This window comes from Rhizobium sp. Pop5 (genome assembly GCF_024721175.1).
Taxonomy (GTDB): domain Bacteria; phylum Pseudomonadota; class Alphaproteobacteria; order Rhizobiales; family Rhizobiaceae; genus Rhizobium.
In genome coordinates, this window is the sequence record NZ_CP099402.1 from 424,070 (window position 1) to 451,041 (window position 26,972).

At 62.1% G+C, this 26,972-nt stretch carries 22 protein-coding genes; 10 read left to right on the forward strand and 12 right to left on the reverse strand.

The genetic code is table 11. The features are described 5' to 3' along the window. Window positions 1-118: 118 nt before the first annotated feature. Window positions 119-583, forward strand: a complete 465-nt coding sequence (locus NE852_RS30000) for an Lrp/AsnC family transcriptional regulator (RefSeq protein ID WP_008532067.1) — start codon at window positions 119-121, stop codon at window positions 581-583. 85 nt (window positions 584-668) lie between these two features. Here the strand turns inward: NE852_RS30000 and NE852_RS30005 are convergent, their stop codons facing one another. The 4 genes from NE852_RS30005 to NE852_RS30020 form a co-directional block, all read right to left on the reverse strand. Beyond that, window positions 669-959: a type II toxin-antitoxin system RelE/ParE family toxin gene (locus NE852_RS30005; RefSeq protein WP_008532066.1), complete on the reverse strand. Its 291-nt coding sequence runs from the start codon at window positions 957-959 to the stop codon at window positions 669-671. Beyond that, window positions 947-1,225: a CopG family ribbon-helix-helix protein gene (locus NE852_RS30010; protein WP_008532065.1), complete on the reverse strand. Its 279-nt coding sequence runs from the start codon at window positions 1,223-1,225 to the stop codon at window positions 947-949. Before NE852_RS30010 ends, NE852_RS30005 begins: the two co-directional genes overlap by 13 nt. A 126-nt stretch (window positions 1,226-1,351) precedes the next feature. Continuing rightward, window positions 1,352-2,074 carry a LuxR family transcriptional regulator gene (locus tag NE852_RS30015; protein ID WP_258157183.1) on the reverse strand — a complete coding sequence of 241 codons (723 nt, stop codon included), beginning with the start codon at window positions 2,072-2,074 and terminating at the stop codon, window positions 1,352-1,354. Between the two features lie 202 nt (window positions 2,075-2,276). Beyond that, window positions 2,277-2,927, reverse strand: coding sequence for an acyl-homoserine-lactone synthase (locus NE852_RS30020; protein WP_037173719.1), 651 nt, complete (start codon window positions 2,925-2,927; stop codon window positions 2,277-2,279). Window positions 2,928-3,108: 181 nt separating this feature from the next. On the opposite strand from NE852_RS30020, the gene NE852_RS30025 reads away from it, so the two are divergent. From NE852_RS30025 to NE852_RS30045, 5 genes are all read left to right on the forward strand, one after another. Then, window positions 3,109-3,453, forward strand: a complete 345-nt coding sequence (locus NE852_RS30025; RefSeq protein ID WP_008532056.1) for a helix-turn-helix domain-containing protein — start codon at window positions 3,109-3,111, stop codon at window positions 3,451-3,453. Between the two features lie 176 nt (window positions 3,454-3,629). Continuing rightward, window positions 3,630-4,301 (forward strand): hypothetical protein, encoded by a 672-nt coding sequence (locus tag NE852_RS30030; protein ID WP_037173716.1) that lies wholly within the window; start codon window positions 3,630-3,632, stop codon window positions 4,299-4,301. Between the two features lie 12 nt (window positions 4,302-4,313). After that, window positions 4,314-5,135: a hypothetical protein gene (locus NE852_RS30035; RefSeq protein ID WP_008532054.1), complete on the forward strand. Its 822-nt coding sequence runs from the start codon at window positions 4,314-4,316 to the stop codon at window positions 5,133-5,135. A 217-nt stretch (window positions 5,136-5,352) separates the two neighbouring features. Continuing rightward, window positions 5,353-5,511 (forward strand): hypothetical protein, encoded by a 159-nt coding sequence (locus NE852_RS30040; protein ID WP_164841444.1) that lies wholly within the window; start codon window positions 5,353-5,355, stop codon window positions 5,509-5,511. A 258-nt stretch (window positions 5,512-5,769) separates the two neighbouring features. Beyond that, the gene (locus tag NE852_RS30045; RefSeq protein WP_008532050.1) at window positions 5,770-7,440 is read left to right on the forward strand and encodes an asparagine synthase-related protein; all 1,671 of its coding nucleotides are present in this window, start codon (window positions 5,770-5,772) and stop codon (window positions 7,438-7,440) included. Window positions 7,441-7,448: 8 nt separating this feature from the next. On the opposite strand, the gene NE852_RS30050 is transcribed toward NE852_RS30045, so the two are convergent. Beyond that, window positions 7,449-9,167 (reverse strand): putative bifunctional diguanylate cyclase/phosphodiesterase, encoded by a 1,719-nt coding sequence (locus tag NE852_RS30050; RefSeq protein ID WP_374992020.1) that lies wholly within the window; start codon window positions 9,165-9,167, stop codon window positions 7,449-7,451. Window positions 9,168-9,617: 450 nt separating this feature from the next. Here NE852_RS30050 and NE852_RS30055 point away from each other — a divergent pair, with 450 nt between their 5' ends. The 4 genes from NE852_RS30055 (at window position 9,618) to gabD (ending at window position 14,528) form a co-directional block, all read left to right on the forward strand. Then, the gene (locus NE852_RS30055) at window positions 9,618-10,931 is read left to right on the forward strand and encodes a CmpA/NrtA family ABC transporter substrate-binding protein (protein ID WP_008532045.1); all 1,314 of its coding nucleotides are present in this window, start codon (window positions 9,618-9,620) and stop codon (window positions 10,929-10,931) included. 56 nt (window positions 10,932-10,987) lie between these two features. Next, window positions 10,988-11,881, forward strand: coding sequence for a nitrate ABC transporter permease (gene ntrB, locus NE852_RS30060; protein WP_008532044.1), 894 nt, complete (start codon window positions 10,988-10,990; stop codon window positions 11,879-11,881). A gap of 12 nt (window positions 11,882-11,893) precedes the next feature. Then, window positions 11,894-12,691, forward strand: coding sequence for an ABC transporter ATP-binding protein (locus NE852_RS30065; protein ID WP_008532043.1), 798 nt, complete (start codon window positions 11,894-11,896; stop codon window positions 12,689-12,691). 385 nt (window positions 12,692-13,076) lie between these two features. Continuing rightward, on the forward strand, window positions 13,077-14,528 hold the full coding sequence (gene gabD, locus NE852_RS30070) for an NADP-dependent succinate-semialdehyde dehydrogenase (RefSeq protein ID WP_258157185.1): 1,452 nt from the start codon (window positions 13,077-13,079) through the stop codon (window positions 14,526-14,528). Window positions 14,529-14,581: 53 nt separating this feature from the next. Here gabD and NE852_RS30075 read toward each other — a convergent pair whose 3' ends face one another. Genes NE852_RS30075 through NE852_RS30105 form a run of 7 tightly spaced genes read right to left on the reverse strand, consistent with a single transcriptional unit; the run spans window position 14,582 to window position 26,934 of the window. Further along, window positions 14,582-17,479 carry a patatin-like phospholipase family protein gene (locus NE852_RS30075; protein WP_258157186.1) on the reverse strand — a complete coding sequence of 966 codons (2,898 nt, stop codon included), beginning with the start codon at window positions 17,477-17,479 and terminating at the stop codon, window positions 14,582-14,584. Between the two features lie 14 nt (window positions 17,480-17,493). Then, window positions 17,494-19,287, reverse strand: coding sequence for a GMC family oxidoreductase (locus tag NE852_RS30080; protein ID WP_008532033.1), 1,794 nt, complete (start codon window positions 19,285-19,287; stop codon window positions 17,494-17,496). A gap of 2 nt (window positions 19,288-19,289) precedes the next feature. Beyond that, on the reverse strand, window positions 19,290-22,076 hold the full coding sequence (locus NE852_RS30085) for a hypothetical protein (protein ID WP_258157187.1): 2,787 nt from the start codon (window positions 22,074-22,076) through the stop codon (window positions 19,290-19,292). Window positions 22,077-22,088: 12 nt separating this feature from the next. Continuing rightward, window positions 22,089-23,564: a cytochrome c gene (locus NE852_RS30090; protein WP_008532028.1), complete on the reverse strand. Its 1,476-nt coding sequence runs from the start codon at window positions 23,562-23,564 to the stop codon at window positions 22,089-22,091. Further along, window positions 23,561-23,992, reverse strand: a complete 432-nt coding sequence (locus NE852_RS30095) for a hypothetical protein (RefSeq protein WP_008532027.1) — start codon at window positions 23,990-23,992, stop codon at window positions 23,561-23,563. Before NE852_RS30095 ends, NE852_RS30090 begins: the two co-directional genes overlap by 4 nt. Then, window positions 23,989-25,515, reverse strand: coding sequence for a membrane protein (locus NE852_RS30100; RefSeq protein WP_008532025.1), 1,527 nt, complete (start codon window positions 25,513-25,515; stop codon window positions 23,989-23,991). Before NE852_RS30100 ends, NE852_RS30095 begins: the two co-directional genes overlap by 4 nt. Window positions 25,516-25,548: 33 nt before the next feature. Beyond that, a complete protein-coding gene (locus tag NE852_RS30105) occupies window positions 25,549-26,934 on the reverse strand; it encodes an NADH:flavin oxidoreductase (protein WP_008532024.1) in 1,386 nt (461 codons plus the stop codon). Window positions 26,935-26,972 lie beyond the last annotated feature (38 nt).

Here is a 26,972-nt window from a genome sequence, read left to right on the forward strand (position 1 = left end):
TCCTCCTGATACCGGGAGCTTATGAAACAATCGGCGAAATTGCCTGCCATATATTCATTGATGATTGCATGATTGATCAATTTTTCGCATAATCGATAAAAATTCGGAATGATCTATCATGGCCGCCCTCGACACGATCGACCGCAACATTCTGAGGCTGCTGCGCCTCGATGCCCGCATGAGCAATGCCAAGCTCGCCGGCGAAGTTGGCCTGTCACCATCGGCCTGCCTCAGGCGCATCAAGATCATGGAAAAATCAGGCGTGATCCGCGGCTATACCGCGCTTGTCGACACCGGCAATGCGGATGCGACGATCGCCGTGATCATCAACATCACTCTCGAACGGCAGACGGAAGATTATCTCGACCGTTTCGAGGCGGCCGTTCGTCGTCATCCCGAAATCCGGGAATGTTTCCTGATGACGGGCGGTTCGGATTATCTGCTGCGCGTCGAGGTCGCCAATGCCGGCGAATTCGAGCGAATCCACAAGGAAATATTATCGGCTTTGCCCGGCGTCCTCAGGATTCACTCCAGCTTCTCGATCCGCAACGTCCTGGCGACGCGCACGAGAGGCAAGCGCTGAGCCGGGTTCCCCCGTGCTTCGCATTGCAGCCCTACTCAGAAATTCATCTTTTCCCATGACCGAGGCATCGGCAAATGCATCCTTATCAGAACCCTGCGTCCCTCTGGTGCCGTACTGCCAGGATCGTCAAAGCGTCTCCATCGATATGGTAGCGAACCACGTCCCCGCTATCTCCGAAATCGATAAGCCATTCCCGGTATTGCTCGGGCAAATCCTCGACGAGACGTCCCATATACGGATTCATGCCGAGGGCCCGCACAGATTTAAGGATCGTTTCGCCTGCCCGTTTGGCGGCCGATGGATTTTTCGGCCGCAGGAACTCGCGCAATCGTTCAAGGTCACGGATTGCAGCCGGGGAGAAGATTACTTGTGGCATTCGGGCGCGGGCAGCTCTTCGTCAGTTCCCCATGTCGAAAGCCAATTCTCCACTTGATCACCGGTCACGTGCAGACCCGTCGCCTGAAATTCGTTCCAGGCATTGAGCGTCTCCTGCCGCAGCGCCTCGCGCTTCTCCTCACGCTCCACATATTGCGCAATGGCTTCCCGCATGATCCAGTGAGACGAGCGGCGGCGGACTTCGGCCAATTGCTGGACACGGCCCTTCAGCTCATCATCGAGTTTGAGCGACGTCGGCGATGCCATGGAGCCCCCTTAGTCAAAGGTAATACCGAACGCTAATGTAAGTTCTCCCAACCCGTTTGTCCATGAGGATGTCGCCTGGTCCCACACAGCTCTGACTTCAGGCGCAGAAGGCCATGATATTTCAAACTATATCAGTTCGAGCGCCGTGGCCCGGGCAACCGCCTCGGTCGTCGTCGCAACCGTCAGCTTCCGGCGCGCCGAGGCGAGATAGAGCTGCACGGCGCTCACCGAAATCGATAGACGAGCGCAGATCTGCTTGGCCAGAAGGCCATTGGCAGTCATTTCAAGGCATTGCAATTCGCGGCGCGACAATTGCGGGAAATCCGCAGCCTTTCTCATCCCCGACAAGACCATTGCCCTGTCATGGAGATGGTGGGCGAGAAACTGGAGGTCACGCATGCTGTCCATGCGGAATTGCTTCCAGTAGGCTTCAGGGTGGTTTGATGTCACCGTAAACAGCGATCGTTCGCCCTGCGGTCCCCGCACCGGCAGGGTGACACCTTGCCGGCCGACGCCGAAGGCCATCGCTTCCTTGAAGAAGCCGTGTGCCCGGCCCGAATCCCATTTCGACGCGGACCATTCCACCGGCAGGAAGCCGCGCCGGCCGAGACGTATGACCGGATCGATGCTGAAATAGTCCCGTTCCAGATATTGCTTCACCCATTCGGGCGGATAGGTCAGCATCAGCAGCGGATTGCCGGCCGTCCCCGTAGGGCGTGTCACATGCAAAACCATATGCGATATCGCATAGATGTGGCGGACTTCATCAAGCGTCGTTTCCAGATCCTGCAATGTCGGCGCTGCGGAGATCCGGTCCAGACTGTAGAAAAAACGAGAACTGCTCAGCATGAGATGGACTCGTGGTTGTGTGTTTCGTTGCATACCCGCATTGGTATCATTTAGCGATCGCTGATAATAGCCATTCCCCGGCATGACGTGAAAAATAAGTTAAGGTCGGGCGCGGCATATCCGGCTGTGGACGGCGGCTCTGTGTCGATCCCGGAACCGACGGTTTGCTTTGCGGAGCAGCGCTCGTACGACGAGGCCACGCTCACCTAATGCCGCCGTGCCTTTCGGCAACCGCCTCGGCAGGATTGTGGGAGGCCTGCTCGATCAGCCGGGAGAGATTGGCGCGAAGCGTGCAGCCGTTCTCCGCCGTCACCTCCCACAAGCCGACATAGAGGTTGCCGATCTCCGGCCGGGATTTGGCAAGCGGGGTCGGCCGCCAGCCGATCCGGCGATAGACGCCGATCATCGCGGCGTCATAGACGCCGACGATGCTTTCGATGCCGGTATCGAGAGCAAGATCGCAAAGGCCGGAAAGAAGCTCGGTCGCGACCGTGCGCGACGAATTTTGACCGCTCTCCCCGGCAAGCGGATGAACGCAGAAGCGGGTGCATTCCCATGTCGTCGGGCTGTCGACGTCGAAAGGCTCGTCGAAGAATTGACGGAACTCGCTCTTCAGCATCGTGGCCCCCGTCGTCGGCAGCAGGCGCAGCGAGCCCGTCAGCGCGCCGGAAGGCCATTGCGTCACGAGATAGACGGGATCTTCCGTCTCGTCGTAACGATCCCTTTCCCACTCGTCCCTGACATCGACCTGCCATCCCAGCCGGTCGCGAAAGACGGCGGCGCGCGCACGAAACATTTCATCGAAGGCACGCCGATCGGTCTCGAGCATATCTCTGGTGAGTATCCGCAACATCTCCGCCCCTCCTGCTCGTCGATGTTTCACAACGAGAGGCCGATCCCGGGCAATATGGATATTTCACCAGATTGACTGGCCCTTCGCTTTGCCTTTCATTTTCATAAGCGATCCCTCATATTTCATCGCCCGAACGCTCTCCATGGCTATCAATTTCGATGGAACCATGGGGAGGATTCCGATGACGCACGACCTGGCACGCGGCAGACGCATTCGCGAGGCGATATCCCGCGGCAAATTCCGCAAAGTTCACGCGCTGGCGGCTGAACTCAACGTATCGGTCGCCGCCGTCTCGCGCTGGCAAAACGGCGGTCACACCTCGCTCGAAAGTGCGTGTGCGCTGGCGCACCTCCTCGATGTCTCGCTCGACTGGCTGCTGCTCGGGCGGGGCACCATGGACTGGCATCGCAACAGCCCGATCTCGACCACGGAATTGCAACTGGTTCTGGCGCTGCGCGACCGGCCGGCGGCGGCCCGTTCCAATCTCATGGGGCTGGTCGAATCCATCCCTCCGGAGCACCCGTAACGCCAAGCGCAAATTTGCGCGGTTTTTCAATCTGCGCTCAACACGTTTAAGTTGCCATTATCCGGATCATCGATGATCTTTCTAGTCAGGGTTTCATCAACGGCAACAGCGAAAAGGCTGCCCCCGCCGCGGCGGGAACCCTTGTTTCCACTCTCAACGCAGAAGGGTTGTTGACCATGTCTACTTTGCTGACCATCAACGTGAAAAACTACGAGCCCCAGGCGCAAGGTTTCTTCTTCTTCCAACAGCCGGCCATTTATACCGGCGGCGGACAAGTCTATTCGAACAGCCTTTTCTCGCAGACCCTCGCCAACTACGATTCCGGAGGTTCGATCCTGACCTTCCAGGTCAACCTGCAATATTATGCGGGCATTCAGCAGGCCAATACACCGCCGTCGATCGGATCCGCCTCCGGCTACGCATCGGCCAGCCGCGCCGTCGATCTCGCTCCGCCGCAGGGTGGCAGCGGCAAGCCAAACGACTGGACGAGTGCAACCGTCAACCCGCTCGGTCTTTCCGCACCGGTCTACGGTGAAGGGGTGCAGCCCGGCGCCTTCCGCATTACCACACCGAGCTTTACCTCGCCGCCCTACTACAACGTCGGCTCGGCGGTCGAAGTCAATGGCGGCATCGTGCTGTCCAACTTCGTGCAGGCAAACCCGCTCAGCAATACCGATTGCCAGCCGATCCTGAAATATTATGTCCAGACCGGCGCCTACACGCCCGGCAGCGTCATGGATTTCACGCAGTCGAGCGTCACCGCCGCGATCGCCGATTTCACCGGCGGCTACACCGTCTGCAACGTCACCCTGAACGCCAACGGCACCTGGACTGTACAGCGCCAGTAAGCCTCGGCAGACATGCGGGTGAAGCGTCCCCTCTTCGCCCGCATGCGCGCCATTTGCGCGATTGTCGTCGCCCGCCGAGGCGACGAACAGGCAGGATCTCAGCCGGGAGTGACTTACGCCATGACCAGTTCGTCCTACCAGATCATCGTTCGGAACCAGTCGCAGACGACGCAATATTTTTATATCTTTCAGAAGCAGGCCGCCTTTCCCTCATTGCCGAGCCCTTCCGTTCTCGCCAGCAGTCTCGGCTGCCAGAGCGTCGGCAACTACACGAGTTCGGGAGCCCAGATCAGTTTCGGCCTAGACAGCCAGGTTTACGCGGGCGCCCTCAGCACCGGGAAAGCGGTACCACCCTCGCAGTTCGTCGCGCTCATCACGCTCGACGCCACGCGGTCGATCGTTGGCAGCACCACAGCAGCCCGGCCGATGACGCTCACCACATCAACCGGCTCGCCCGACAATTGCACAAGTATGTCGCTTGATCCGCTCGGGCTTTCCCTGCCCGCCTATCAATCCGGGGTTCCGGTCGGAGGCTTTGCCGTAAACGTACCCACCTACACGCCCTTGCCGGTTCCGGAGCTTTATTGCGGCGTCGCCGCGCTCAACAGCGATGAGGCGATCATCCTCTCCAGCTTCGTCGCCCCTGCCCCCAATGCCGTCATGACCTGCATACCGAAACAGATCTTTTTCGTGAAAACGGGCTACCAGCCGCCCGGAAGCGCCGTGTCCTATGACGAGACGAACGCGGCCCGCTGCGATTTCACCACCGGCTATACAACCTTCAACGTGACCTACAACGCCAACGGAACCTTTTCGGCGATGGGAGGACAGTAGGCCGGCAAATCCGTTCATCGCCAATGTTCAGCCACCAAACCCTTGAAACAAAAAGGAGTGCGGCAATGTCGAAACACACCGCGAAAAATTCCGCCAGCCAAGCCACCAGCTGCATCGAAGTCATCCCGCAAGCGGCGTCACCTTAGCAGTTGACGCAGCCATGCCACCTACCCGCACAGCTGCGGGATGATCCAACCCCTAAATGGAGAGCAATACCATGGATATGACCAGAACCCCCAAGCAGGCTGATACCATCGGCAGCGAACTCAGCGTGTACGCCAAAGCTCCGCGCGTCGGGCAGACGCCGTCCGCGACTGAAATCGCCGCCATGATCAAGGGCGGGAAGCCGGGCGATATGGACAAGCTTGATGTCTGAGCATTGACGACTGCCACCCTCTCCCCGTCCTGACGGGGAGAGGGGACGTGCCCTGCGAGACGTGGATGGGGACGGAAAGGTTTCGACATGGTCCCTTCGCCCCGCGTGCGGGGGTCCGAAGGACGGGTCGAAACGAGTGGCTCGACCCCGGCGGTGGCGGTAGCCGGATAAGGGGCAAATATCGGGCGTCAGGCTGTAGTGACCGCCGCAGAAGCGATGGTCATTGCCTTCTTCAAGCGACATCGGAGAGATCACGCCATGTTCAAGGGAACGATCGATCGGGAATGCCTGCCTGCTGCAGGTGAGCAACGGCATGTTTTTCAAGGCCCGGCGGCGCGCATTGATATTCTCGACCATCCCCTGCTCGAGAGCTTCCGCTGGGAAACGCCGGAGCGGACGATCCTCATCTGCCGCGAACGCTGCGCCGGTCCGGACAGTCTCGGCGCGCCACGGGCCGATTGGACGATGGAGGAGGCTCAGGCTTTCTCAGCCGCGCATCGGCAATGGCCGCTGGACCATCAGTCGGTCTCGATCGACAACCGCGCCGGCATGGTCACTGTTTCCGCCGGTCACGGCGGCGTCGCGCCCCTTTATATCAGGGTGGCAGGCGCGCGGATCGACCTGTCATGGTCGATGGCGGACTTCTATCCCGATCTCGACCTCGATGACGTCGACGTGGAGCGGACCGGCCTGCGCCTGACCGGAACCCTGCCCTACGCGGCAACGACGATGTTCCGCTCCGTATTCATGGTCACGGAACGGGCCTCGCTCCTCATCAGCCGCGACGGCGCGGTGGATGTCAAATATCCCGAGCCGGCCGAGTATTACGTTCCGACCCCTCTTCGCGAGGATGCCGATATAACAGCGGCGGCGCGCGGGCTGGTGGACGCGCTGCTGCAGCGCTGGCCGTTGCAACCCGATCGGGTCGCGAGCGAATTCAGTGGCGGCCTGGATTCCGCTGTCGTGGCCGCCATCCTGGCCGCCCGCTATCCCGACCTGCCGACCTACGCGCTTGAAATCGACGGGCCGGCGCGCGCCCAGCAGATCCGCCGGCGCGCGCTTGCGATCGATCATTTCGCATTTCGGGATATGCTGCTGCCCGTCGGCGCCGTGCCCATGGTGCCCTCCTCCTTCGCCCGGCATGCCGACTACGAAGCCGCCCCTTACAACGCCGATCTGCAAAGGCCGCTCGGCCGCCTGCTGAAAGCCTTCGTCGCCGCCTCCGGCGCGCGCGTCGTGGCGACGGGAACCGGCGGCGACGAGTTGCTGATGTCTCATGCCTTCGAACAGGAACCCGAACAGCTCGCCCGCAACGTCAGCGACGCCTTTCTGCCGGATGCCTTCCCGCCGGCCCTGTCAAAATCCCTTAGAGATGGCCTCGCCGATTATGCCGCTCATTGCGACAGGGCGCCCTTTCCGGTCCTGCCGATTTCGGTGCTGGAGGCGCAGGCAGCCCGCGCGCCGCTATTTACAGCCCATGGCCTGTGGCCCGTCAGCCCGTTTGCCCAGCCGGAGGCGGTCCGCTTCTACCGCAGTCTGCCTTCCGCCTGGCGGCAGCGCAAAAGCCTGCACCGCAGCCTGCTGCGGCATCTCGGCTATCCCGAGCCGTTTCTGGATATTCCGTTGCGGGAGAATTTCGAGCCCTACCTGACGAAATCCCTCGTCGCCGGCGCCGCCGAGATCGCGCGTGACCTCACGCAGAACTGCTGCCTTCACGAATTGAGGCTCGTTGACGCAGACCGCTTGATATCAGCCGTCCGTGCCGTCAGGTCCCATTCCTCGCTCAGCGACGTCGGCTTCCTCTTCCACGCCTTCAATGTCGAATACATCATGCGCCGGCTGGACGAACCTCGTTCGGGCGGCGGACTTCGCGCACTTGCCGGACGAGCGAGACACCGTCAGGCCGTTCAGGCTCAAGGCGCGGTATGACCGCTTCGTCAACCCGCGCAGGCGATATCGGCCTCCAGTGCCTCCTGCTCCAGCCGCGCCGTCAGATCGGCAAATGACTGCGGCCGCCCGAATGCATAACCCTGAAGGGTGTGAACACCGAGATCGGCAAGCACCTTGGCATGTTCGATCGTCTCCACCCCTTCCGCGATGACTCCCATATCGAGCGCCCGGGCGATGTCGACCAGCGAACCGACCAGCCGGCGGCTCGGGACCGATTGCAGGATCGGCATCACCAGCTGGCGATCGATCTTGACGCGATCCGGACGCAGCTCGAGCAGGCCCAACAGAGAGGCGTGGCCGGAGCCAAGATCGTCGATCTCGATATCGATGCCGAAGGACTTGATGGCCTCGATGTTCTGCCTGACATGATCGCTCAGGCTGTCCAGAAAGATCGTTTCGATCAGCTCGAAGCTCAACCGGCCGGGCGGTATGTCATAGCTGCCGAGCTTGGTTATCAACTCGGGATCGTTGAGACGATCGGCGGAAAGATTGACGGAGACCCGGATCCCTTCGAGCTGGGATTCCAGGGATTGCATATCCGCCAGCACAGCCATCAGAATGACGTCGTCGAGCTCGGCGACCAGGCCATTATAGGATGCCAGCGACAGGAAATGGGCGGGAGCGAGAATTCCCCTGGTCGGATGGTGCCATCTCGCCAGGGCTTCGACGCCGTTGACCCGGAACGACTTGGCATCGACCTGCACCTGGTAGAACGGGCGGATCTGACCGAGCGCCAGCCCTGAACGCAGATCCTGTGCAAGCTGGCGTTCGGTCGCCAGGGCAGAGGCCATCTCATCGGAGAATATCTCGGCGCGATTCCGGCCGTTCCGCTTGGCATGGTACAATGCCAGATCCGACTGCGAGAGCAGCTTGGCGAGATCGGCGCTCATCGCGCTGGCGACGCCGATGGAGCAGCAGACGATCAGCGCCTGGTCGCCGACAGGGATGGGGCTTTCCAGGCTCTTCTGGATATGATCGAGCACTGCATTGGTCTTGTCGCACTCGTCCTTCGGAATAAGCACGGCGAACTCGTCCCCGCCGAGGCGCGCCGCCACATCTCCGGCCGAAATGGCTTCCACGAGAATTTTGCTGACGTGACGAAGAACCAGATCTCCCACCGCATGCCCGAAACGGTCGTTGATCTCCTTGAAATGATCCACGTCGATATGAAGAAGCGTCACCTTGGCGCTCTCTTCCCGCGCAAGCTCCGACAGGGCGAAATCGAAGCTGCGCCGGTTCAGGAGACCGGTGAGATGATCGTGATCGGCGGCGAGCCGCGCTTCCGCCCGGCTCCGCTCAAGCTCCTTGTTGAGAAGCACGTCGTCCGTGACGTCCCATTCGGCACCGACGAAGCAGGGATCGCCGGCGGCATCCACGAAATACCGGGCGCGCGAGCGGAGATAGCGGATCGCCCCATCAGGCCGGGTGATGCGGAACTCGGATGCATAGTCGGATTTGGTTTCGATCGCCCGCAGGAATATCGCATTGGTCGGCGCCAGGTCGTCAGGGTGGATGCTGTCGAGCCATATGACATCGAGCGGAGCCTTGGGAACGCCGTAGATCGCCTTGAGCTGCTCGTCCCATCGCGTCTGGTTTTTCGCGATATTATGCTGCCAGATCCCGATCCCGGATGCTTCAAGTGCCAGGCCGAGCTGGCGAAGCAGGTTCTCAAGCTCGATGTTTGTCCTGGATCGTTTGTTACTCAAGGGGCTCTCGCTGTTTCGTTCGCCCAAATGTCTCATTGAATATTTGATAGAGTACTAATCGACATCTCGTTGCCCAGCGGCGTTATACGACGACCGACGAACCATAGTGTGCATTGCACAAATAGCGCGCTCCTGCAAAAACCGTCGGCTTCGCAAGCGCACAAATCATCATCATTCCCGCAGTCCGCCTAAAAAATAATCACCGCCGAAAATCGGCAGTTTTTTGTTTTACTTCAGATTGTTAGCATCCAACCCTGAAACTGGCACACCGATTGCGTCTTCCTGAATGCACCGGTCAACGGCGATCGGCGCGGATAGGCGCGGCATAAGCGCCTGCATTAGACAATGGCGTCGCAAGGACTTTGCTGACGGGATTTTCCCATCCCGCCCGAGCAATGGCCGGCGGCGTTTTTTTGCGTCCGAATTCAACAAGCAGAGGGGAACCTGCAGATGAAAAAGATTTCGACGACCGCGACTTCGACACCCGGCATGACCCGTCGCAGCATGCTCAAGACGACTGCGGCGGCCGCCCTCATCGGCGCCGTCAAAGCTGCCTTTCCATCCGGCGCCTTCGCAGCTGGGCCCGGCCCTGAAGTGAAAGGCATCAAGCTCGGCTTTATCGCGCTCACGGATTCCGCGCCGCTGATCATCGCCAAGGAGAAGGGCCTTTTCGACAAGTACGGCCTTCCGGAAACGGATGTCGCAAAACAGGCGTCCTGGGGTGCGACCCGTGACAATCTCGTGCTGGGCGGCGCGGCTAACGGCATCGACGGCGCTCATATCCTCTCGCCGCTCCCCTACCTCATGCATACGGGGAAGGTGACGCAGAACAACAAGCCGGTGCCGATGGCGATCCTTGCCCGGCTCAATCTCGACAGCCAGGGCATTTCCGTTGCCAAGGAATATTCGGACACTGGCGTGCAGCTCGATGCCTCGAAGCTGAAGGCGGCGTTCGAAAAGAAGAAGGCAGAGGGCAAAGAGATCAAGGCCGCCATGACCTTCCCGGGCGGCACTCACGACCTCTGGATCCGCTATTGGCTCGCCGCCGGCGGCATCGACCCGAACAAGGATGTTTCGACGATCGTCGTGCCGCCGCCGCAGATGGTTGCCAACATGAAGGTCGGCAACATGGATGTCTTCTGTGTGGGCGAGCCCTGGAACGAGCAGCTCGTCAACCAGGGCATCGGCTTTACCGCAGCCACCACGGGCGAGCTCTGGAAGGGCCATCCTGAAAAGGCGCTGGGGCTTCGCGCCGAGTGGATCGAAAAGAACCCGAATGCCGCCAAGGCCCTGCTGATGGCCATTATGGAAGCGCAGCAATGGTGCGACAGCATGGACAACAAGGCGGAGATGGCGGAGCTCCTTGGCAAGCGCCAATGGTTCAACGTGCCGACCAAGGATGTGCTCGGCCGCCTCAAGGGCGACATCAATTACGGGAACGGTCGCGAGGTCAAGGCCACCGACCTCTATATGAAGTTCTGGAAGGACGGCGCCTCCTACCCGTTCAAGAGCCACGACACCTGGTTCATGACGGAAAACATCCGCTGGGGAAATCTGCCGGCGACGACGGATGTCAAGGCGCTGGTCAACCAGGTGAACCGTGAAGACATCTGGCGCGAGGCCGCCAAAGATCTCGGCATCGCTGCGGCAGACATTCCCGCATCGGCTTCACGCGGCAAGGAGACCTTCTTCGACGGCAAGGTCTTCGACCCTGAAAATCCTTCCGCCTATCTCGACAGCCTTTCAATCAAGGCCGTCTCCTGACCCGCCTTCCGGCGCGCGACCAGCGCGCCGGCCCTTTTCCCGTGAGGAGCGCGCCGATGTCCGCCCTGGCAAGTAAACACAATCCCTCCCCGACCGTCCCCATCAAGCGAGCGGCAAAGGTCCTGCCGTTTTCCGGCAACCATGGACCACGGATCGACTTTCGCCGTGCGGGCCTGACCGCACTAAGCAATGTCGTTCCGCCGGCCGTCGTCCTGGCGCTCATCCTGCTCGTCTGGCAGGTACTGTGCTCCTCGACCGACGCGTCCTTGCCCTCGCCGCATCAGGTCTGGCAGGAGAGCTACGACCTGATCGCCTATCCCTTCTTCAACAACGGCTCCCAGGATATCGGGCTCGGCTGGCGCGTGCTCGTTTCGCTGCAACGCGTTGCCTATGGCTTCGGGCTTGCCGGGGTGGCCGGCGTCATCATCGGAGCGATCATCGGACAGTCGGTCTGGGCGATGCGCGGCCTCGATCCAATCTTCCAGGTGTTGCGTACGGTTCCGCCACTCGCCTGGCTCCCGCTTTCGCTCGCAGCCTTCCAGGATTCCAGGCCTTCGGCGATCTTCGTCATCTTCATCACCTCGATCTGGCCTGTCATCATCAACACCGCAGTCGGCGTCCGCAACATTCCGCAGGACTACCGCAACGTCGCCGAGGTGCTGCGCCTCAACCAGTTCGAATTTTTCCTGAAGATCATGCTGCCTTCGGCCGCGCCTTACATCTTCACCGGCCTCAGGATCGGCGTGGGCCTCTCCTGGCTTGCGATCGTCGCGGCGGAAATGCTGACTGGCGGCGTCGGTATCGGCTTCTTCATCTGGGACGCGTGGAACTCATCGCGTCTCCCCGACATCATCGTCGCGCTGGCCTATATCGGCATTGTCGGCTTTGCCCTCGACAAGCTGGTGGCGGCACTCGGCAAACTCGTCACCCGCGGCGCCATGGCCAATTGAGGAGCGCGACTTATGAACGCCTATTTGAAGCTCGACCGTATCGACAAGCATTTCGACCGCGGCGGCGTGCGCGCCGAAGTCCTGAAGGACATCAACCTGACGATATCAGAGGGCGAGTTCGTCTCGATCATCGGCCATTCGGGCTGCGGCAAGTCTACGCTGCTCAATCTCATCGCCGGTCTGACCCCGGTTTCCGCAGGCGCCGTGCTTCTTGAAAACCGCGAGGTCAACGAGCCGGGTCCGGAACGCGCCGTCGTCTTCCAGAACCACTCGCTCCTGCCTTGGCTGACCGTCTACGAAAACGTCAATCTGGCCGTTTCCAAAGTCTTCGGCAGAACGAAGACCAAGGCTGAGCGGCATGACTGGGTCATGGCCAATCTCGACCTCGTGCAGATGGCCCATGCAAAGGACAAGCGGCCCTCGGAAATATCTGGCGGCATGAAGCAGCGCGTCGGCATCGCCCGCGCGCTTTCGATGGAGCCGAAGATCCTGCTGCTCGACGAGCCGTTCGGCGCTCTTGACGCCTTGACCCGCGCCCATCTCCAGGACGCGGTGATGGAGATCCATAGCCGGCTCGGCAACACGATGGTCATGATCACCCATGATGTCGATGAAGCGGTGCTGCTGTCCGACCGCATCGTGATGATGACCAACGGCCCGGCGGCCCGTATCGGCGAAGTGCTCGATGTAACGATGCCCCGCCCTCGCAATCGCATAGAACTCGCCTCCGACCGGGTGTATCTCAAATGCCGTGAGGTCGTGCTGAAGTTTCTCTACGAACGTCACCGCTTCATCGAAGCTGCGGAGTAGGTCCCTCGGCAATTGCCGACGCAAACCGCTGCCCGATTGCCAATCGGGCCGTGGCACGCATACTGGTCCATGTAGCAATCAGAAAATCAACTAGCCGCCATCGATATCGCTGGCTCTATCCGAACAACGCTGGCTGTTCGCCGCGCGGAGCCCGCATGAGCGTGACGGCGAGCACGAGCCGCCGCTTTCTGCTGAGGCCCCACACACAAATCCTGCAACGGTGATAATAGTCTGTCTTCGAACCGATCGCTTCCGGCAGCGTTGACGAGAGCAGGTCACGCAAAACTGGCGGCGGTTTTCAAGTCTGCAATTGCGCAAACACGAAAAGAGATAGAGCATCCCCGTGACTCAAGGAAAACGGAAATGGTAATCTGAGGAGACAGTCATGGAATTGAAGGACGCAACATTGTTCCGGCAGGCCGCACTGGTGGGCGGCGACTGGATCGAGGCGGGCGACAACGCGATCAAGGTCGACAATCCGGCGACCGGCGAGATCCTCGGCCGGGTTCCCAACCTGGGGGCTGCCGAGACCAAGGCGGCGATTGCCGCAGCCGAGGTCGCGCAGAAGCAATGGGCTGCCAGCACTGCCAAGGAGCGCTCGGTGATCCTCCGGCGCTGGTTCGAGCTGATGATGGACAATCAGGACGATCTCGGCCGCATCCTGACGGCGGAGCAGGGCAAGCCGCTCGCCGAAGCCAAGGGCGAGATCGCCTATGGCGCGAGCTTCATCGAATGGTTTGCCGAGGAGGCGCGGCGCGTCTATGGCGATATCGTTCCCGGCCATCAGAAGGACAAGCGCATCCTGGTGATGAAGCAGCCGATCGGCGTCGTCGCCGCCATCACGCCCTGGAATTTCCCCAATGCGATGATCACCCGCAAGGCCGGACCGGCCTTTGCCGCCGGCTGCGCCATGGTGCTGAAGCCGGCCTCGCAGACGCCGTTTTCGGCAATCGCCATCGCCATCCTGGCCGAGCGCGCCGGTTTCCCCAAGGGCCTGTTCAGCGTGCTCACCGGCTCGGCGCGCGCCATCGGCGGCGAGATGACCGCAAACCCCATCGTGCGCAAGCTGACCTTCACCGGCTCGACCGAGGTCGGCGCCGAGCTTTACAAGCAGAGCGCTCCGACCATCAAGAAGCTCGGACTGGAGCTTGGCGGCAATGCCCCCTTCATCGTCTTCGACGACGCCGATCTCGATGCGGCGGTCGAAGGCGCTTTGATCGCCAAGTTCCGCAACAACGGCCAGACCTGCGTCTGCGCCAACCGGCTCTATGTGCAGGAGGGCGTCTATGACGCCTTTGCCGAGAAGCTGTCGAAGGCTGTGGGAACGCTGAAGACCGGCAACGGCTTCGACGAGGGCATCAATCTCGGCCCGCTGATCGACGAGTCCGCCCTTGCCAAGGTCGAGGAGCATGTCGCCGATGCGCTGTCGAAGGGCGGCCGCGTCGTTGCCGGCGGTCATCGCCACCGGCTCGGCGGCCGTTTCTACGAGGCCACCGTGCTCGCCGACGTCACCCCTGCCATGGCGGTCGCCCGGGAAGAGACCTTTGGGCCGGTGGCGCCGCTCTTCCGCTTCAAGGACGAGGCCGATGTCATCGCCCAGGCCAACGACACCGAGTTCGGCCTTGCCTCCTATTTCTACGCCAAGGATCTTGCCCGCGTCTTCCGGGTCGCCGAGGCGCTGGAATACGGCATGGTCGGCGTCAATACCGGGCTGATCTCGACGGCCGAAGCCCCCTTCGGCGGCGTCAAGCTCTCCGGCCTCGGCCGCGAAGGCTCGAAATACGGCATCGAGGAATTCACCGAAATCAAATATGTCTGCCTCGGCGGCATCGCCTGAGGCGAGCGGCCCGGTCGCCTAAAGACGAGACATAATCGTCCTGCGCGTTCCCCTCAGCGGGGCGCGCAGGACATCCCTTCTCCGCTTTGCTTTGCCGCAAGACCGTCGAGCAGTTCTTTCCAGTTTTCGTCGTGTTTTGCGACATTATCCTGCTGCGCCCAGGCCTTGACCGATTTTGCCGCATCGCCGTCCTCGAAGTTTTCCGCGACATCGCTGTGCAGCGCCAGGACGAGCGTTCCGACGTCCCGTGCAGACAGGATTTCGGTCTGCGACGGGTCCTCGGGATTGGTGAAGGACAGCGAGTTGGGAAGCAGCCAATGTGTACCGATCCCGCCGTCCCGGTAAACGCGCGGCATGGTGATCTCGTGGATGCTGACTTGCGAATGATGATCGCAGTAGAGCTTCTCGATCGCCGCGCGAAGCTCCGTCTCCAGCCCGAGACCGAGCTGACCGCCGGCGCCGAGCACCGAGCCGAAACCGAAGCTCTCGCTGTAACGGCCGGCCGAGGCCGAGACGTCGGCGATGACCACATGCAACGGCGGCAGCGCCTGCGAGGGCTGCGGCGCTGACCGGAAGGCATCGCGGATGGAATAGTAGAGCGTCATGGCGCCACGGTTTTCGACTGCCCCGCCGTCGGTGACCCAATATCGTTTCCCCATTTGGCCGGGGGTCTCGATGTCGATCGCGGCATCGGGAAAGACCGGCGGAAAGTTTGCGCTGAGCGCCGCGGCACGCCCGATCGATATATCGGCATTGTCGAGCGTGACCAGTTGCATGTGAAGTGATCCGTCATCAGGCGGAGGCGCCGGCGCGGCAAGGTTGGTCAGCACCAGCCGCCCACCCGCCTGGGCGGCATCCAGGAACTGGCGGCATTGCGTCGCCTTCTCAGGCAGCGAGAGCGTCGGATCGACCTTGCAGAAAGGACTGTTGCCGGAAGAAGGGCGGTCGGCGGAAAAAGATCCGACGATCGCGGTGTTGAGCATCAGGCCGAAGGACGGGGCTTCCATCGTTGCAGCGCCCATCTCGCAGACGAAGGATTCGGAAAGAATGGCACCCAGCCTCGACCGTGCCGGGGTCCAGCCGTTCGTGGCCTGATCCACCGTCTTGGCTTCATGGCAGGCCGAGGATGCCCAGTGCCAGCGCCCGAAGGTGAAGCGGATGTCGCTCGCGGCGTCGATCACCTGTTCGATGAAGGGCAGCACCATGGCCTGCGAAAAATCATCCCACGCCTTGACATTCATGCTGTCGCGCGGCCGGCGAAGCTCCTGCTCGTGAAGCGCGAAATAGCCGAGCGCGGCGCTGCCGCCCGAAACGCCGCTGACGAGGACGACGTTGCAGATCTGGTCATGTTCGGCGAGCCCGCGCAGCAGCGAGGCGGTGTAGATGGCCGCCCGCGTGCCGCCGCCGGAAGCGACGACGGCAATTCTCGGCGTGGTGGGCTGGAGGGCAGCGCAGCCGCCATTGGGCTCATCGCTTCCGAAGAGGAATGACGCCGGCTGCTTGGCCACATGCCGTTCGGAACGGATCGCAAGCTCCGGCGGCTGGATCGCCCACCAGAAGCTGAAGGCGGCGGGACCGCCGATCAGGAGATAGGCCACAAAGCCGACGAGGGCGGGATAGACGAGCGTCGAGCGCTGAAAATTGCGCAGGCTCGCAAGCAGGTCTCCTGCCGGAGCCTGATCGGCGGGCAGACGCTCCAGCTGCGCGCGAAACTGGGCGAGCACTTCCGCCGGCGTCATGAATTGGATCGCCCTGTTCGACGCAGCCTTGGTCTGCTGCTGGTATCGATCCTCGTAGCGGCCCTCGATCTTCAGGCGTCCCGCGCCGTGCAGCGCAATCGTCCGGCCCTGGTTCTGGACCGTGCTCAAGGTCTCGCTGCCTTCATAGTCGTAAGCGATTTCGACAGGCGTGATCGCTCGGTGCTGCCTGTCCATCAGGCGCATGACCCGGCGCGCGACGAAGTGATCGCACCAGAAGGCGTAATACCAGGCGACGGCATAGGCGAAGACGATGTAGCGCATGATCGTCGTATTGCCGTAGCCTCCGGAGCCGGCGTTGAAGAGATAGGTGATGTAGTGGACGTCGGCGAGGCGAAGCACCGCGACGACGATGACGAGAACGCTGATGACCCGCTGCGGGCCGATGAAGAAGAGGCGCCCAATCGTCTGCAGGATTTCCATCAGCCGGTCGAACAGGATGCCGAGGAAAAGGGCGATCCATGCGACGGCGGCGGTCACGTAGAAGGCGTAGCCGAGATAATGGTCCGGCACGAACAGGGTGAGCAGCGATCCGGGCAGAAGCAACTCGACCGGATAGCGGATCGGCGCGATGAACAGGGCCGAGGCCAGCGCGGCGATCGGTCCCCGGCCCATGAAATCGTATCGGTTCTTGGGCAGAAAGAGCTCCACCTTCGGCAGACTGTCGGCAAGCCCGCCGCCCGCATTGGAGCGGAACAGGCTCGATGCGAGCAGCCAAGCCGCCGGGAGCGCGAGAACGAGCGCGCAGACGATCGCGACGCCGACATGCAGGCGGGGCCGCGCCGTCATCATGCCGTAGGTTTCCGGGCGCGAATTGATGAGAAGAAGCACTGCAAGGACCGCGAGGATGACCAGTTGTCCCGCCAGCAGATATTGGTTGAAGACGGGTCGCCGAACCGCCGCCGCATGCAGCAGGAAAAGCAGCACGACACCAATCACGAGCAGGCCGAGATTGCCCCAGCGCATGTTGATGGTCGGGCCGAGCGCCATGGCAAGCGTCAGAATGGCCGCCAGTAGCGGCACGAACCAGGCATAGCCATCGGGGGCGAGCCATCGCCAGGCGAGGCGTCGGTTTGGCGGCAGCGGCTGGTTCAGCCAGGCATCGAATTCGCGCCACCATCGAACGAAGCCCCGGACATGTTCGCCGAGCCAATTGTAGATGCTGATATCCCGATGGATGCGGTGTTCGTTCATGACGGTGTTTCCACTCAGCTGTCGGCGAGAATGACGTCGGCCGCCTTCTCGGCGATCATGTAGACGGCGGTCGCGAGGAAGTAGCCGGGTATGCGGGGAAAGACGGAAGCATCGACGACGCGCAGGCCTTCGATGCCGTGCACCCGGAAGCGGCTGTCGAGCACGCCGCCGCGGTCCCGGGGGCCGATGGCACAGGTACCGCAGGCATGGTGACCCCAGGCGTTTTCGGCGACATAGCGGCGAAGCGCCTCGTCGCTCTCGTACTGCCGGCCGGGCTCCTCCTCGCAGGCGATGAGATCGTCCATCGCATCGTTGACCTTCCTGACGAAGCGGATGGCATGGACGACGGCGTCGAGGTCGAGGTCGCAATTGCCGTTTCCCTCGAAGAAGGAGTGAAACATGACTGCCGGCAAGGCAGCGGGATCGGTGCTTCTCAGCCGCACCGTGCCGCCCTGGTTTTCGGTGTAGGCCTTGAGGATCGCCCAGGTCATATAGTCCGGCTTGCGGATGCGCTCGGAATAGCCGGGATAATAGCCGCGGAAATCGGCCAGCAGCGAAAAGCAGTGCAGGTCCGGCTCGGTCAGCGTGTCGCGGGATTTCAGCGTCAGGGAAAACATGACGCCATTGCTGGTATAATTGCCGATGCGGAATTTGCGCCACCTGCGGTAATGGGCGTCGCGGTTGGTATAGGTCACGCCCTTCAGCGCCGACCAGGGTTCGTTCATCCGGGTGACGACGCCGACCTCGTAGCGGTCCTGCAGGTTCTGTCCGACGCCAGGCAGCGCTTCGACGACACGAATCTTGTGCTTCTTGAGATGGCCGGGATCGCCGATGCCCGACAGCATCAGAAGCTGCGGCGAGGCGAAGGTGCCGCCTGAGAGGATGATCTCGCGGCCGGCCCGGATGACTTCCTCGCGCCCCTCCCCGTCGACGCAGCGCACCGCCACCGCCCGCTTGCCCTCGAATTCGATGCGCGTGACCGTGGTGTTGAGGCGAAGCGTCAGGCGATCGGGGTGCCGCCTCATCACGTCCAGCAACCTCTCGCGCGGCCCGTGCCTGACGTGACGGCGCGTCGAAAGCGGCGTAACGCGCACGCCGCAGGCGCCGATGTTCCAGTTGCGATTGTCGTTCGGATCGACCTCGGTCGTCTCCCAGTCGGAGCCCCGCTTGCCGAAGGCATCGGCCGCAGCGCCGACACAGCGCAGGAGCGCCCGCCACAGCGGCCAATCGCGCAGGACCCTGAGCGGCAGCGCCCGCTCCGTCGTCATCCAGCCCCACCATCCATGGCCGGTCGGATTGAGGCCGGTTATGGCGGCAAGCCAGCGCCACAGGAAGAAGCGATAGCGACAGCGCTCGATGCGCTCGAAATAACCCTGCATGTGCGAGGCTTTCCAGCTTTCGTCGCCGGTGATCGCAAAAATGTGGTTCCAGTCGCAATGATTGGGCCGGACGATGATCATCGCATGATGGGCGGTGCAGCCGCCGAGCCCGCGCACACGGGGATAAAGCACGCCGTCCTTTTCCTTGGAGTATCGCCAGTCGCGCTCCTGCATTTCCTGATTTTCGTAGTGGCGCACCCAATGGTTCCCGGCCATCCCTGGATGTTCGGAGGCAAAGGCGTGAAAGGCCGGCACGCGGGAAGCATCGGCAAGCGGCATGTCGGAGCTGTCGTCCACCTTGGCGAGCGGATCGCCGCCGGCTTCGATGACGAGCACGGTGCGGCCTTCTTCGGCGAGCCGCGCGGCGACGACGGCGCCGCCCGCCCCGCTGCCGATGACGATATAATCGTGGATCGGCCCGCCGGACATGGTCAGAACTGCTTCAGATAGGAAATCAGCGCATTCTTGTCCGATTGCGTGAGATCGGCGCCGAAGGTGTGCCCACCATTGACGACGTAGTCAGGGCACTTGCTCAAGCCCACCAGGCGGTCGATCAGCTTGGTGTCGCGCACCACCTTCTCGGCCTTCGCGAGTACGGCGGGATCGGCAAGCTCCTCCGGCGTGCATTGCCCGCCGAGTTCGGAAAAGGCCCCGATCAGCGCCGGGCCGTTGGCGATCAGGCGCTTATAATTGGCGAACTTGTCCTCGTCGTCATTGTCGGGAAGCAGCTCGGTATTGGTCAGCGCGTTGACCGGGAAACCGGCCGGGAACGGGCCGATGGTGATCGAACCGTCCTTCTTGAAGGCCCAGCCGGCGACCTTGTTGAGCACGCCGGTGAAGGGCTTCACCTTGTCGGGCACGAAGCCCGCCGGCACGATGAGGCAGGAGGGGGCGCTTGTCCGGTAGATATAGCCGGGCACCGGCGCCTCGGTCACCCTGTCCATGCGGCGCGTCTGCGGCGAGAGCATCTGGCGGATCGACCGGTCGAAAACCCCAAGCCTGTTTTCGACGCAGGGCAGATAGGGATCGTCGGCGTTCGCCGCCGGGCAGGCCGTGTCGCGCCCGCCGTAGCCGCCGGCATAGTCCTGATTGTAGTAGTCGGTCCCGTAATAACTGTCCTCGTGGCCGACCGAATTGTTGAGCAGGAAGGGTGCCGTCGACCACAGGCTGACGAGGGAGGGCGGCCGGAGATAACCGCGGCCGTTGCCTCCCGCCTGCAGTGGGGTTGCCGCCCCCGAAACCGGATGATTGACCGTCACCTCATGCGGCGGAGGCAGCGATTTGTAGGTAGAGGAGGTGAAATTGTCCCAGATGTCGCCGGAAAGACCGTTGGTGGCGATGGCGCTGCAGGCATTGGTGCGCACGACATCCATCGGCACGCGCCGCTCCGTCGAGAGATAATTGCCGTCTAGGAAATCCTTTCCATCGGCATCCTTTTCGGTGACGAGCTTGACCATGCCGGCCTTGAAGGCATCCGACTGCGCCCAGGCCCAATAACGGTCCCAGCATTCGCGATAATGCGGGCCGGACCCGCCGCCTTCGCATATGCCTTGATCGACCCCGAGCTCCGGCGCCGGCACCGGCTGTTTGCTCGAATGGCAGGCCGCGCAGTTTTCGGCAAAGACGATCTTTCCGCGCTCGACCTCGGCCGGATCGCGCTCCGCAAGTACCTTTTCTCCGATCTCCGTGTCCTTGAGGTGATCGGCGCGGGCGGCGACCAGGAAGAAGATCGCCATGTCGGGCGTCATCGCTTCGGTCGCCTGCCAGTAGACCGAGTTCTTCTGGGCGTCGGCGATGCGGATCGGCGAGATCTTCTGCCCGCCGAGGAAGGGGCGGAAATGCAGCAGCCATTCCTCGCTGAACAGGCCGATATTGAGATAGACGCGATTGAGCGCGCCGAGCGTGCCGACGGAATCGGCGCCGTCCTTCAGCACGCGCATGGAGGCAACCGTGCCCGTCGTCTTGTCATAGAGCGAACCAAAGGCCGCCGTCTGCGGATAGTCCTGCGCCTGCTTGTTGTCCTTCTCGTCTCCCTTGATGATTTCCTTGCCGGTCTTCGCTCCGATGCGCAGCCGCTCCAGCACGTCGTAGACGGCATTCATCGTGCGGGGATTGTTCATGTAGTCGCTCGAAACCAGCGAGGTATCAAGCGAACCCGGCGGGTTCGTATGGAAGAGCTGGAAGAGGAAATTCCCCTCGTTCTCGGCTGGCTGCCCGGCCGCCGCGCGCGGCCTGGTGTTCCAGAAGAAGATGCGATCGACCCAGAAATACTGGGCGCCAGGATTGGAGGAGATTTCGGAAAATTCCGGGCTTTCGACATTCTTCGGCGGGTTAATCGGATTGGGGCCGACATGGCAGAAGGCGCAGGACATGCCGACGCGATAAGGACGCACGAGATCCTTGTCGTTGTAGTAGGACGGATCGGTATAATAGCGCAGCGCATCCCAATGTTCGGCGGCCTTGCTGTCGAAGTCGGGATTGGGGAAGAGACGCAGGCCCACCACGCCCGTCGGCTCGCCGTAATAAGAACCGACCGGGATTTTCTTGTCTTCGCCCTTCACCTTGACCGTGGTGCCGCGCGAGCCGATCTGCACGCCGGGATAACGGGCATCGGCCTCGGCGTTGCCGCCGAAACTGTCGGCGGCGCAGTCCGTTTTGCGCTGATCGAGCCACAGCCCCCAATGATTGGGATCGGCGCTCTTCGGGGCGTCGAAGCAAGGCTCGTTGACGAGCCCCAGATAGCGGAAGCGATTGTCGCGGCCATAGGCCATCGTCGGATAGGATGAAACGGTCTTCAGGAGGTCGAAGGAGCCGATCGTTGCCTTAGCAGCGAAATCCCAGAACTTGTCGTTGCCCCCGGTCCAGACGATCCAGGCATTCTGCCCGCGGATCGCCGCCTTGCGCACGGCCTCCGGATCGAGCCCGGTGGCGGTTGCGACTTCCTTGATCTCGGCGGGATAATCGGCGCCGGTGGCCGGCGGCAAGAGCAGACCCTTGTCCATCGCCGCGAAGTAAGGCTCGCCCGCCCCGGGAAATTCCTCGACCTTGCGATGGACTTTCTTTGCCTCATCCTCGACACGGCCGAACCGACTGGAATCCGGCTCGATCAGCCACCAGACGATGAGCGCAACCGCAGCAACGGCGACGACGGCGAGGGCGACGACGACCGCCACGATCCAGGCGAGAAACCGCACGATGCGCTGTCTGACGTTTGCCATCGACCCCTCCAGTCAAAGTGTCTTGAGATAGGAAAGCAGCTGCTCCTTCGCCTCGGCAGGCAGATCCGTGCCCCAGACGTGGCCGCCATTGCCGTTGCCCGGAAGGCTCGTATCGTAGAGCGCGCCGTAGCGTTGCCCCGGCGTATCGGGGGCGCTCACGAAGCCGCCATTCTCGGCATCCACCAGATCGTAGCCACGGTAGAACTGTGTCGGCCGCTCGGCCGCCGGAAGCAGCAGCGCCCGCAATGTCGGGACGCTGCCATTATGCAGGTAGGGACCGCGCAGCCACAGCCCCTTGAGACCCGTCGCGACATAACCGTCGGTCTTCTGGAAATTGGCAAAACCCCAGGCATATCCAGGCTCGTAAACCGCGTAGCGGTCGCGGGCCGCGGGGCTCCACATGTCAAGGCGATGGCGGTCCGTGCCCACTTCGACGATCGAGATCGGCGTCCGGTAGCGCGCACCCTTGGCATCGTGGCAGACGGCGCACTGCGCGGCATAGATCGTCCGGCCGGCATCGACCGCTGCCGCATCGACATGATAGGGATCGCCTTCCGGCCTGAGCGGAGAAAAGGGCGACGGCGGCGGCCCCTGCAGGCGGACGAAATCCGTGATGCGGCGAAGGCCCTCTTCAGTGCCCGCGTAGGATTTATAGGTCATGCCATCGCCGATCGCGCCCGAGACCACCGTCTCGTAGAGATCGGTCTGCAAGCCGTCCCAATGCAGCGAGAAGCGGCGCGTATTGGTGGCCGTGACATCGGCAAGAGACCAGAGCGGCATCATGTCGGAATTGCCGATCGTGTGGTCGTCGGCGAGATGCAGGTTCTGGAACTTGACCGGGTTGAAGGGATCGATCCGGCCCGGACCCCAGTCCGGCCTGTCCTTCATCCAGGCGAAGCGCCGTCCCTGGTCCTGGAGAGCCGCCCGGGTCGCCGGGATCAACACGAAGCGATAGAGCGCCCGCTCCCAGAGCGGCATGTCGTAGATTCGGCCGATCTCCGTCAACACCCGGTCGGCGGTGAAGCGCGGATCGGCGCCGACATCGATCAGGAAGCGGATATAGGCCTGCGGATTGACCCGCGTTCCCGGCCCCGCATCGACCAGCCGCGCCGGTTCGTCGGCGCGCAGCCGGTAGCTGCCCTGATGGCAGAAGGCGCAGTTCGGCGCGACGCGCTCGATGACGCCGAGCGTCTTGACCGACAAGCCCACAGGAACCTCGTCGCCGGCGCGCCAGTAAAGCCCGAAGGCGCGGTAGCCATCCGCATTGGCCGGCAGATGGTCGGGAAAGAGCTGCGGCAGGACACGCCAGATCCAGTAGGGAATGCCCTGCGCTTCCTCATTGCCGATCGAACCGTGGTTGAAAACATCAGCGAGATCGTTCGTCTTCGGCTGGGCGACCGGCCGGAAAAGCAGGAAGAACAGCGCGAAGGCGCCGACGACGAGCAGGATCAGAAGTGCGAAAAGCCATTTCCAGAAGACGCGCCTCATGCCTGCCTCCCTTCGGAGATGTTCTGTTCGAGCTTCAGGATGCGCAGGAGACAGAAGAGCGTCGCAATGCCGATCGACCCGTCGAGGAAGACGCCGGCGAGATAGCCGATCGGCTGGCCGAAGACGAAGACGGCGAGAAAGAAGAAGACCGAACCGAGCGTGCGAGAGGGGAAGACCGCGAGCCAGGCGAACACGCGGTAGCGGTCGATATCGAGCGTCGCCGGGATGTAGAAGATCGACAGGATGCCGAGCAGCAGGCCGGCAAATCGCGGCCAGATCAGTTGATTGACGGTGATGCCGAAGAGACCGAGGATCCATTCCGGGCAGAAGATGAGCGGCAGGACGAAGGCGAAGTTCAGAAGGATGCCGATCCAGACGAGGACCGCATGCCGTGCCTTCCATTTGCTGAGCGATCGCGACTGGGTCATAGGGTTTTCATATATTCGACGAGGGCGTCTTTTGCGGCATCCGGCAGCTCGGTGCCGTAGCGATATCCTTCATGGCCGGCATTGCCGTTGCCGGGCCGGCTCGTGTCGTAGCGGAAGAGATCGCCGCCGGCCGACTGATCCGAGCGATAGCCGACCTTGGCGAGATCGAACTCGTCGCTGCCGCGGAACCAGACGGAGGGCCGCTTCGCGCTCGGCTCGAGCAGATCGCGCAGGGTCGGCACCGAGCCGTTGTGCAGGTAGGGCGAGCGCGCCCAGATGCCGTCGAGCGGGTGATTGGCATAACCGTCGGTTTTGTGGAAGCGGTTGAAGCGCCAGGGATAGCCGGCATAGAGCAGGTTCTGCTCGGCGGCGAAATTTTCCGTATAGGAGGTCCAGCGTCCGACATCGGTGCCGATCTCGGCGAGCGGCACGGTTTTGCCGAGCTGCGTGAAACGCTGCCTGTCATAGCTGTAGCCGTTCGCGTCCTTGAAGCCGTGGCAATCGGCGCAATAATGGAGGAACAGCATCTTACCCTGCGCCGCCTTCGCCTGATCGATCTTGGCTGCGGCCGGGAATTGCGGCGGCGGCAGATCCCACATCCAGTCCTCGATGCGGGCGATCGATGCCCGGTCGACCGTCACGGGCGTCACCCCGGCGCCGAGTGCTGCGCTCAGGTTTCGTTCGGCGACGGAATCATTGTTGCCGTCCCAATGGAGGTTCATGCCCTCGCGCGGGCGCTGGCGCCAGATGGCGGGATAGTCGGAAGAACCGTTCAGCGCAGCACCCGATATATGGGCCTCGTCCATCGGAAAATTGAACTGCAACGCCTTGTAGGGATTGAACGTGTCGACGCGGCCCGGACCCCAATCCTCCTGGCGCTTGACGAAATCGAGCTGGGTGCCGAGGTCGAGGAAGGCACTCTTGACCCTCGGGAAAACCACGTAACGATAAATCAGCCGCTCGAAAATATTGAGATCGCCGCCGACCTTGGGACTATCGATCGTCGCAACCAGCGCGTCCGCGGTAAAGCCCGGATCGCGGCCGACATCGATGAAGAAGCGGATGAATTCCTGCAGGCGCAGATTATTGGATGGCGCGCCGGGAATGAGATGGCGAACCGGATCGCCGGGCAGATGATAAGTGCCGACATGGCAGACGGAACAGTTGAGCCAGACCCGCTCGACGCCTGAGACCACGCGGCGCGACACCCCGATCGGAAGATCGTCATCCGGCTTTTCGTAGAGGAAACCGAAACGGCTCCAGCCTTCCGGCCCGAGCTTGTCGGCATACATGACCGGCAAGGCCTTGAAGACCCAATAGGGCGGTCCCGTCGCCGTCTCGCTGCCGATCGAGCCATGCATGAAATGATCGCTCTGGCTTTTGAAGGCGACGACATACTGGTTGACGAAAACCAGGTAGTAGACGACCGCCAGCAACAGCAGCACGACGATGGCCAGCCACCAGCGGCGGTGACGGGCGACGGCGATCTCGACGGGCGTCTTGCGGTCGTTGTCGCTGCTCATGGATCCCCTCCGGATGCGCGTGCGATGCGGGCCTCAATGGAAGGTCGGCGGTTCGAAAACCGACATGACCTGCTTGATCATCTCTCTGTAGCGATCCTCGAAGGTCGCCCCGTCGAACCGGCTGAGGTCGTAACAGCCGAGCGGGTTTTCGAGATCGTTGAGCAGACACTTGTTGCAATAGGTACATTCCTTCTCCGGGCCGTTGGCCTGGGCGAGAATCTGCGGCAGATTATTGTTGGCGATCAGCGGGCGGGCCATGGTGACGCCGTCGCAGGCTCTCGAACGGATCGCCTCGGCGATCCTGTCGGCATGCTGGAAGCCGCCGGTACAGAGCACCTTGATATCGGAATCGATCTTGCCGATCGCTTCGGAGACGGCGCGGGCATAATCGAGATTGATGCCCTCGATGACCTTGCCCCGGCGCCAGCGCCAGAGCGCCTGGAAGGCGCGCCCGAGCACCGGATTGGAGAAGATCGCATAGTTCATCGGCGCCCGCGTGCCCTGCGAGAGCATGCCGTCATACCAGCGGTGGAGGTCTTCCAGCGGCAGGTCGCCGGCGGGATTGCGCGGATGCGGGAAGGTCGAGCCGCTCGAAACGTGGAAGGAGTCGACGCCCTTGCCGCCGTCGAGCAGCATCGTGCAGATCTTGACGGTTTCGTCGAGCGTGTTGCCCTTCTTGATCCACGGGTAGAGCCAGTCATTGTGGTCGACGCCGTTGATCTTCATCTGCAGGTGAAAATCCTGGCCGACCTCGCGGCGGATCGCCCTGACGATCTCGAGCACGAACCGCGCCCTGCCCTCCCAGCCGCCGCCATATTCGTCCGTCCGGTCGTTGATGCCGGAGCTCAGGAACTGCGTCAGCAGATAGCCGTTGGCGCCGTGCAGCTCGACACCGTCGAGTCCCGCCTCCCGGGCGCGCCGCGCCCCCTGGGCAAACTGCTCCACCACCTCGGCGATCTCGGGCTTCGTCATCGCCTGGGCGAGCAGGCCATGGAAATAGTCGCTCTTGTCGGTCGAGCTCAGGCCCTTGTTGAACAGGTTCTCGACCCCGCCCATGTCCTGCTGGCGGCCGGAATGGCTGAGCTGCATGATGAACCGACAGTCATGGCTGTGAACCCGGCGCCCGACCTCGCGCCAGAAGGGGATCTTGTCGTCGTTGTCGATCATAGCGTAACGCACGAGGATGCGGCCACGCACCGAGACCGGCGTGAAGGAGGAGATGATGCAGCCGATACCACCACGCGCGAACTTCTCCTCCCAGTTCAGCCGGGCATTCCCGCCATGACCGTTATAGTCGTCGAACTGGCCTGATATGTTCGATCGAAAGAGCCGGTTCTTGACCGTCAGCGAGCGAAATTTCAGCTCGTTAAAGATAAGCGCCGCGTTATCGGCATGGGTGAACTGGCTATCTGGATGCATGCAGGGCCTATCCGAATGTCGTGCCGAAGCAACGGGGA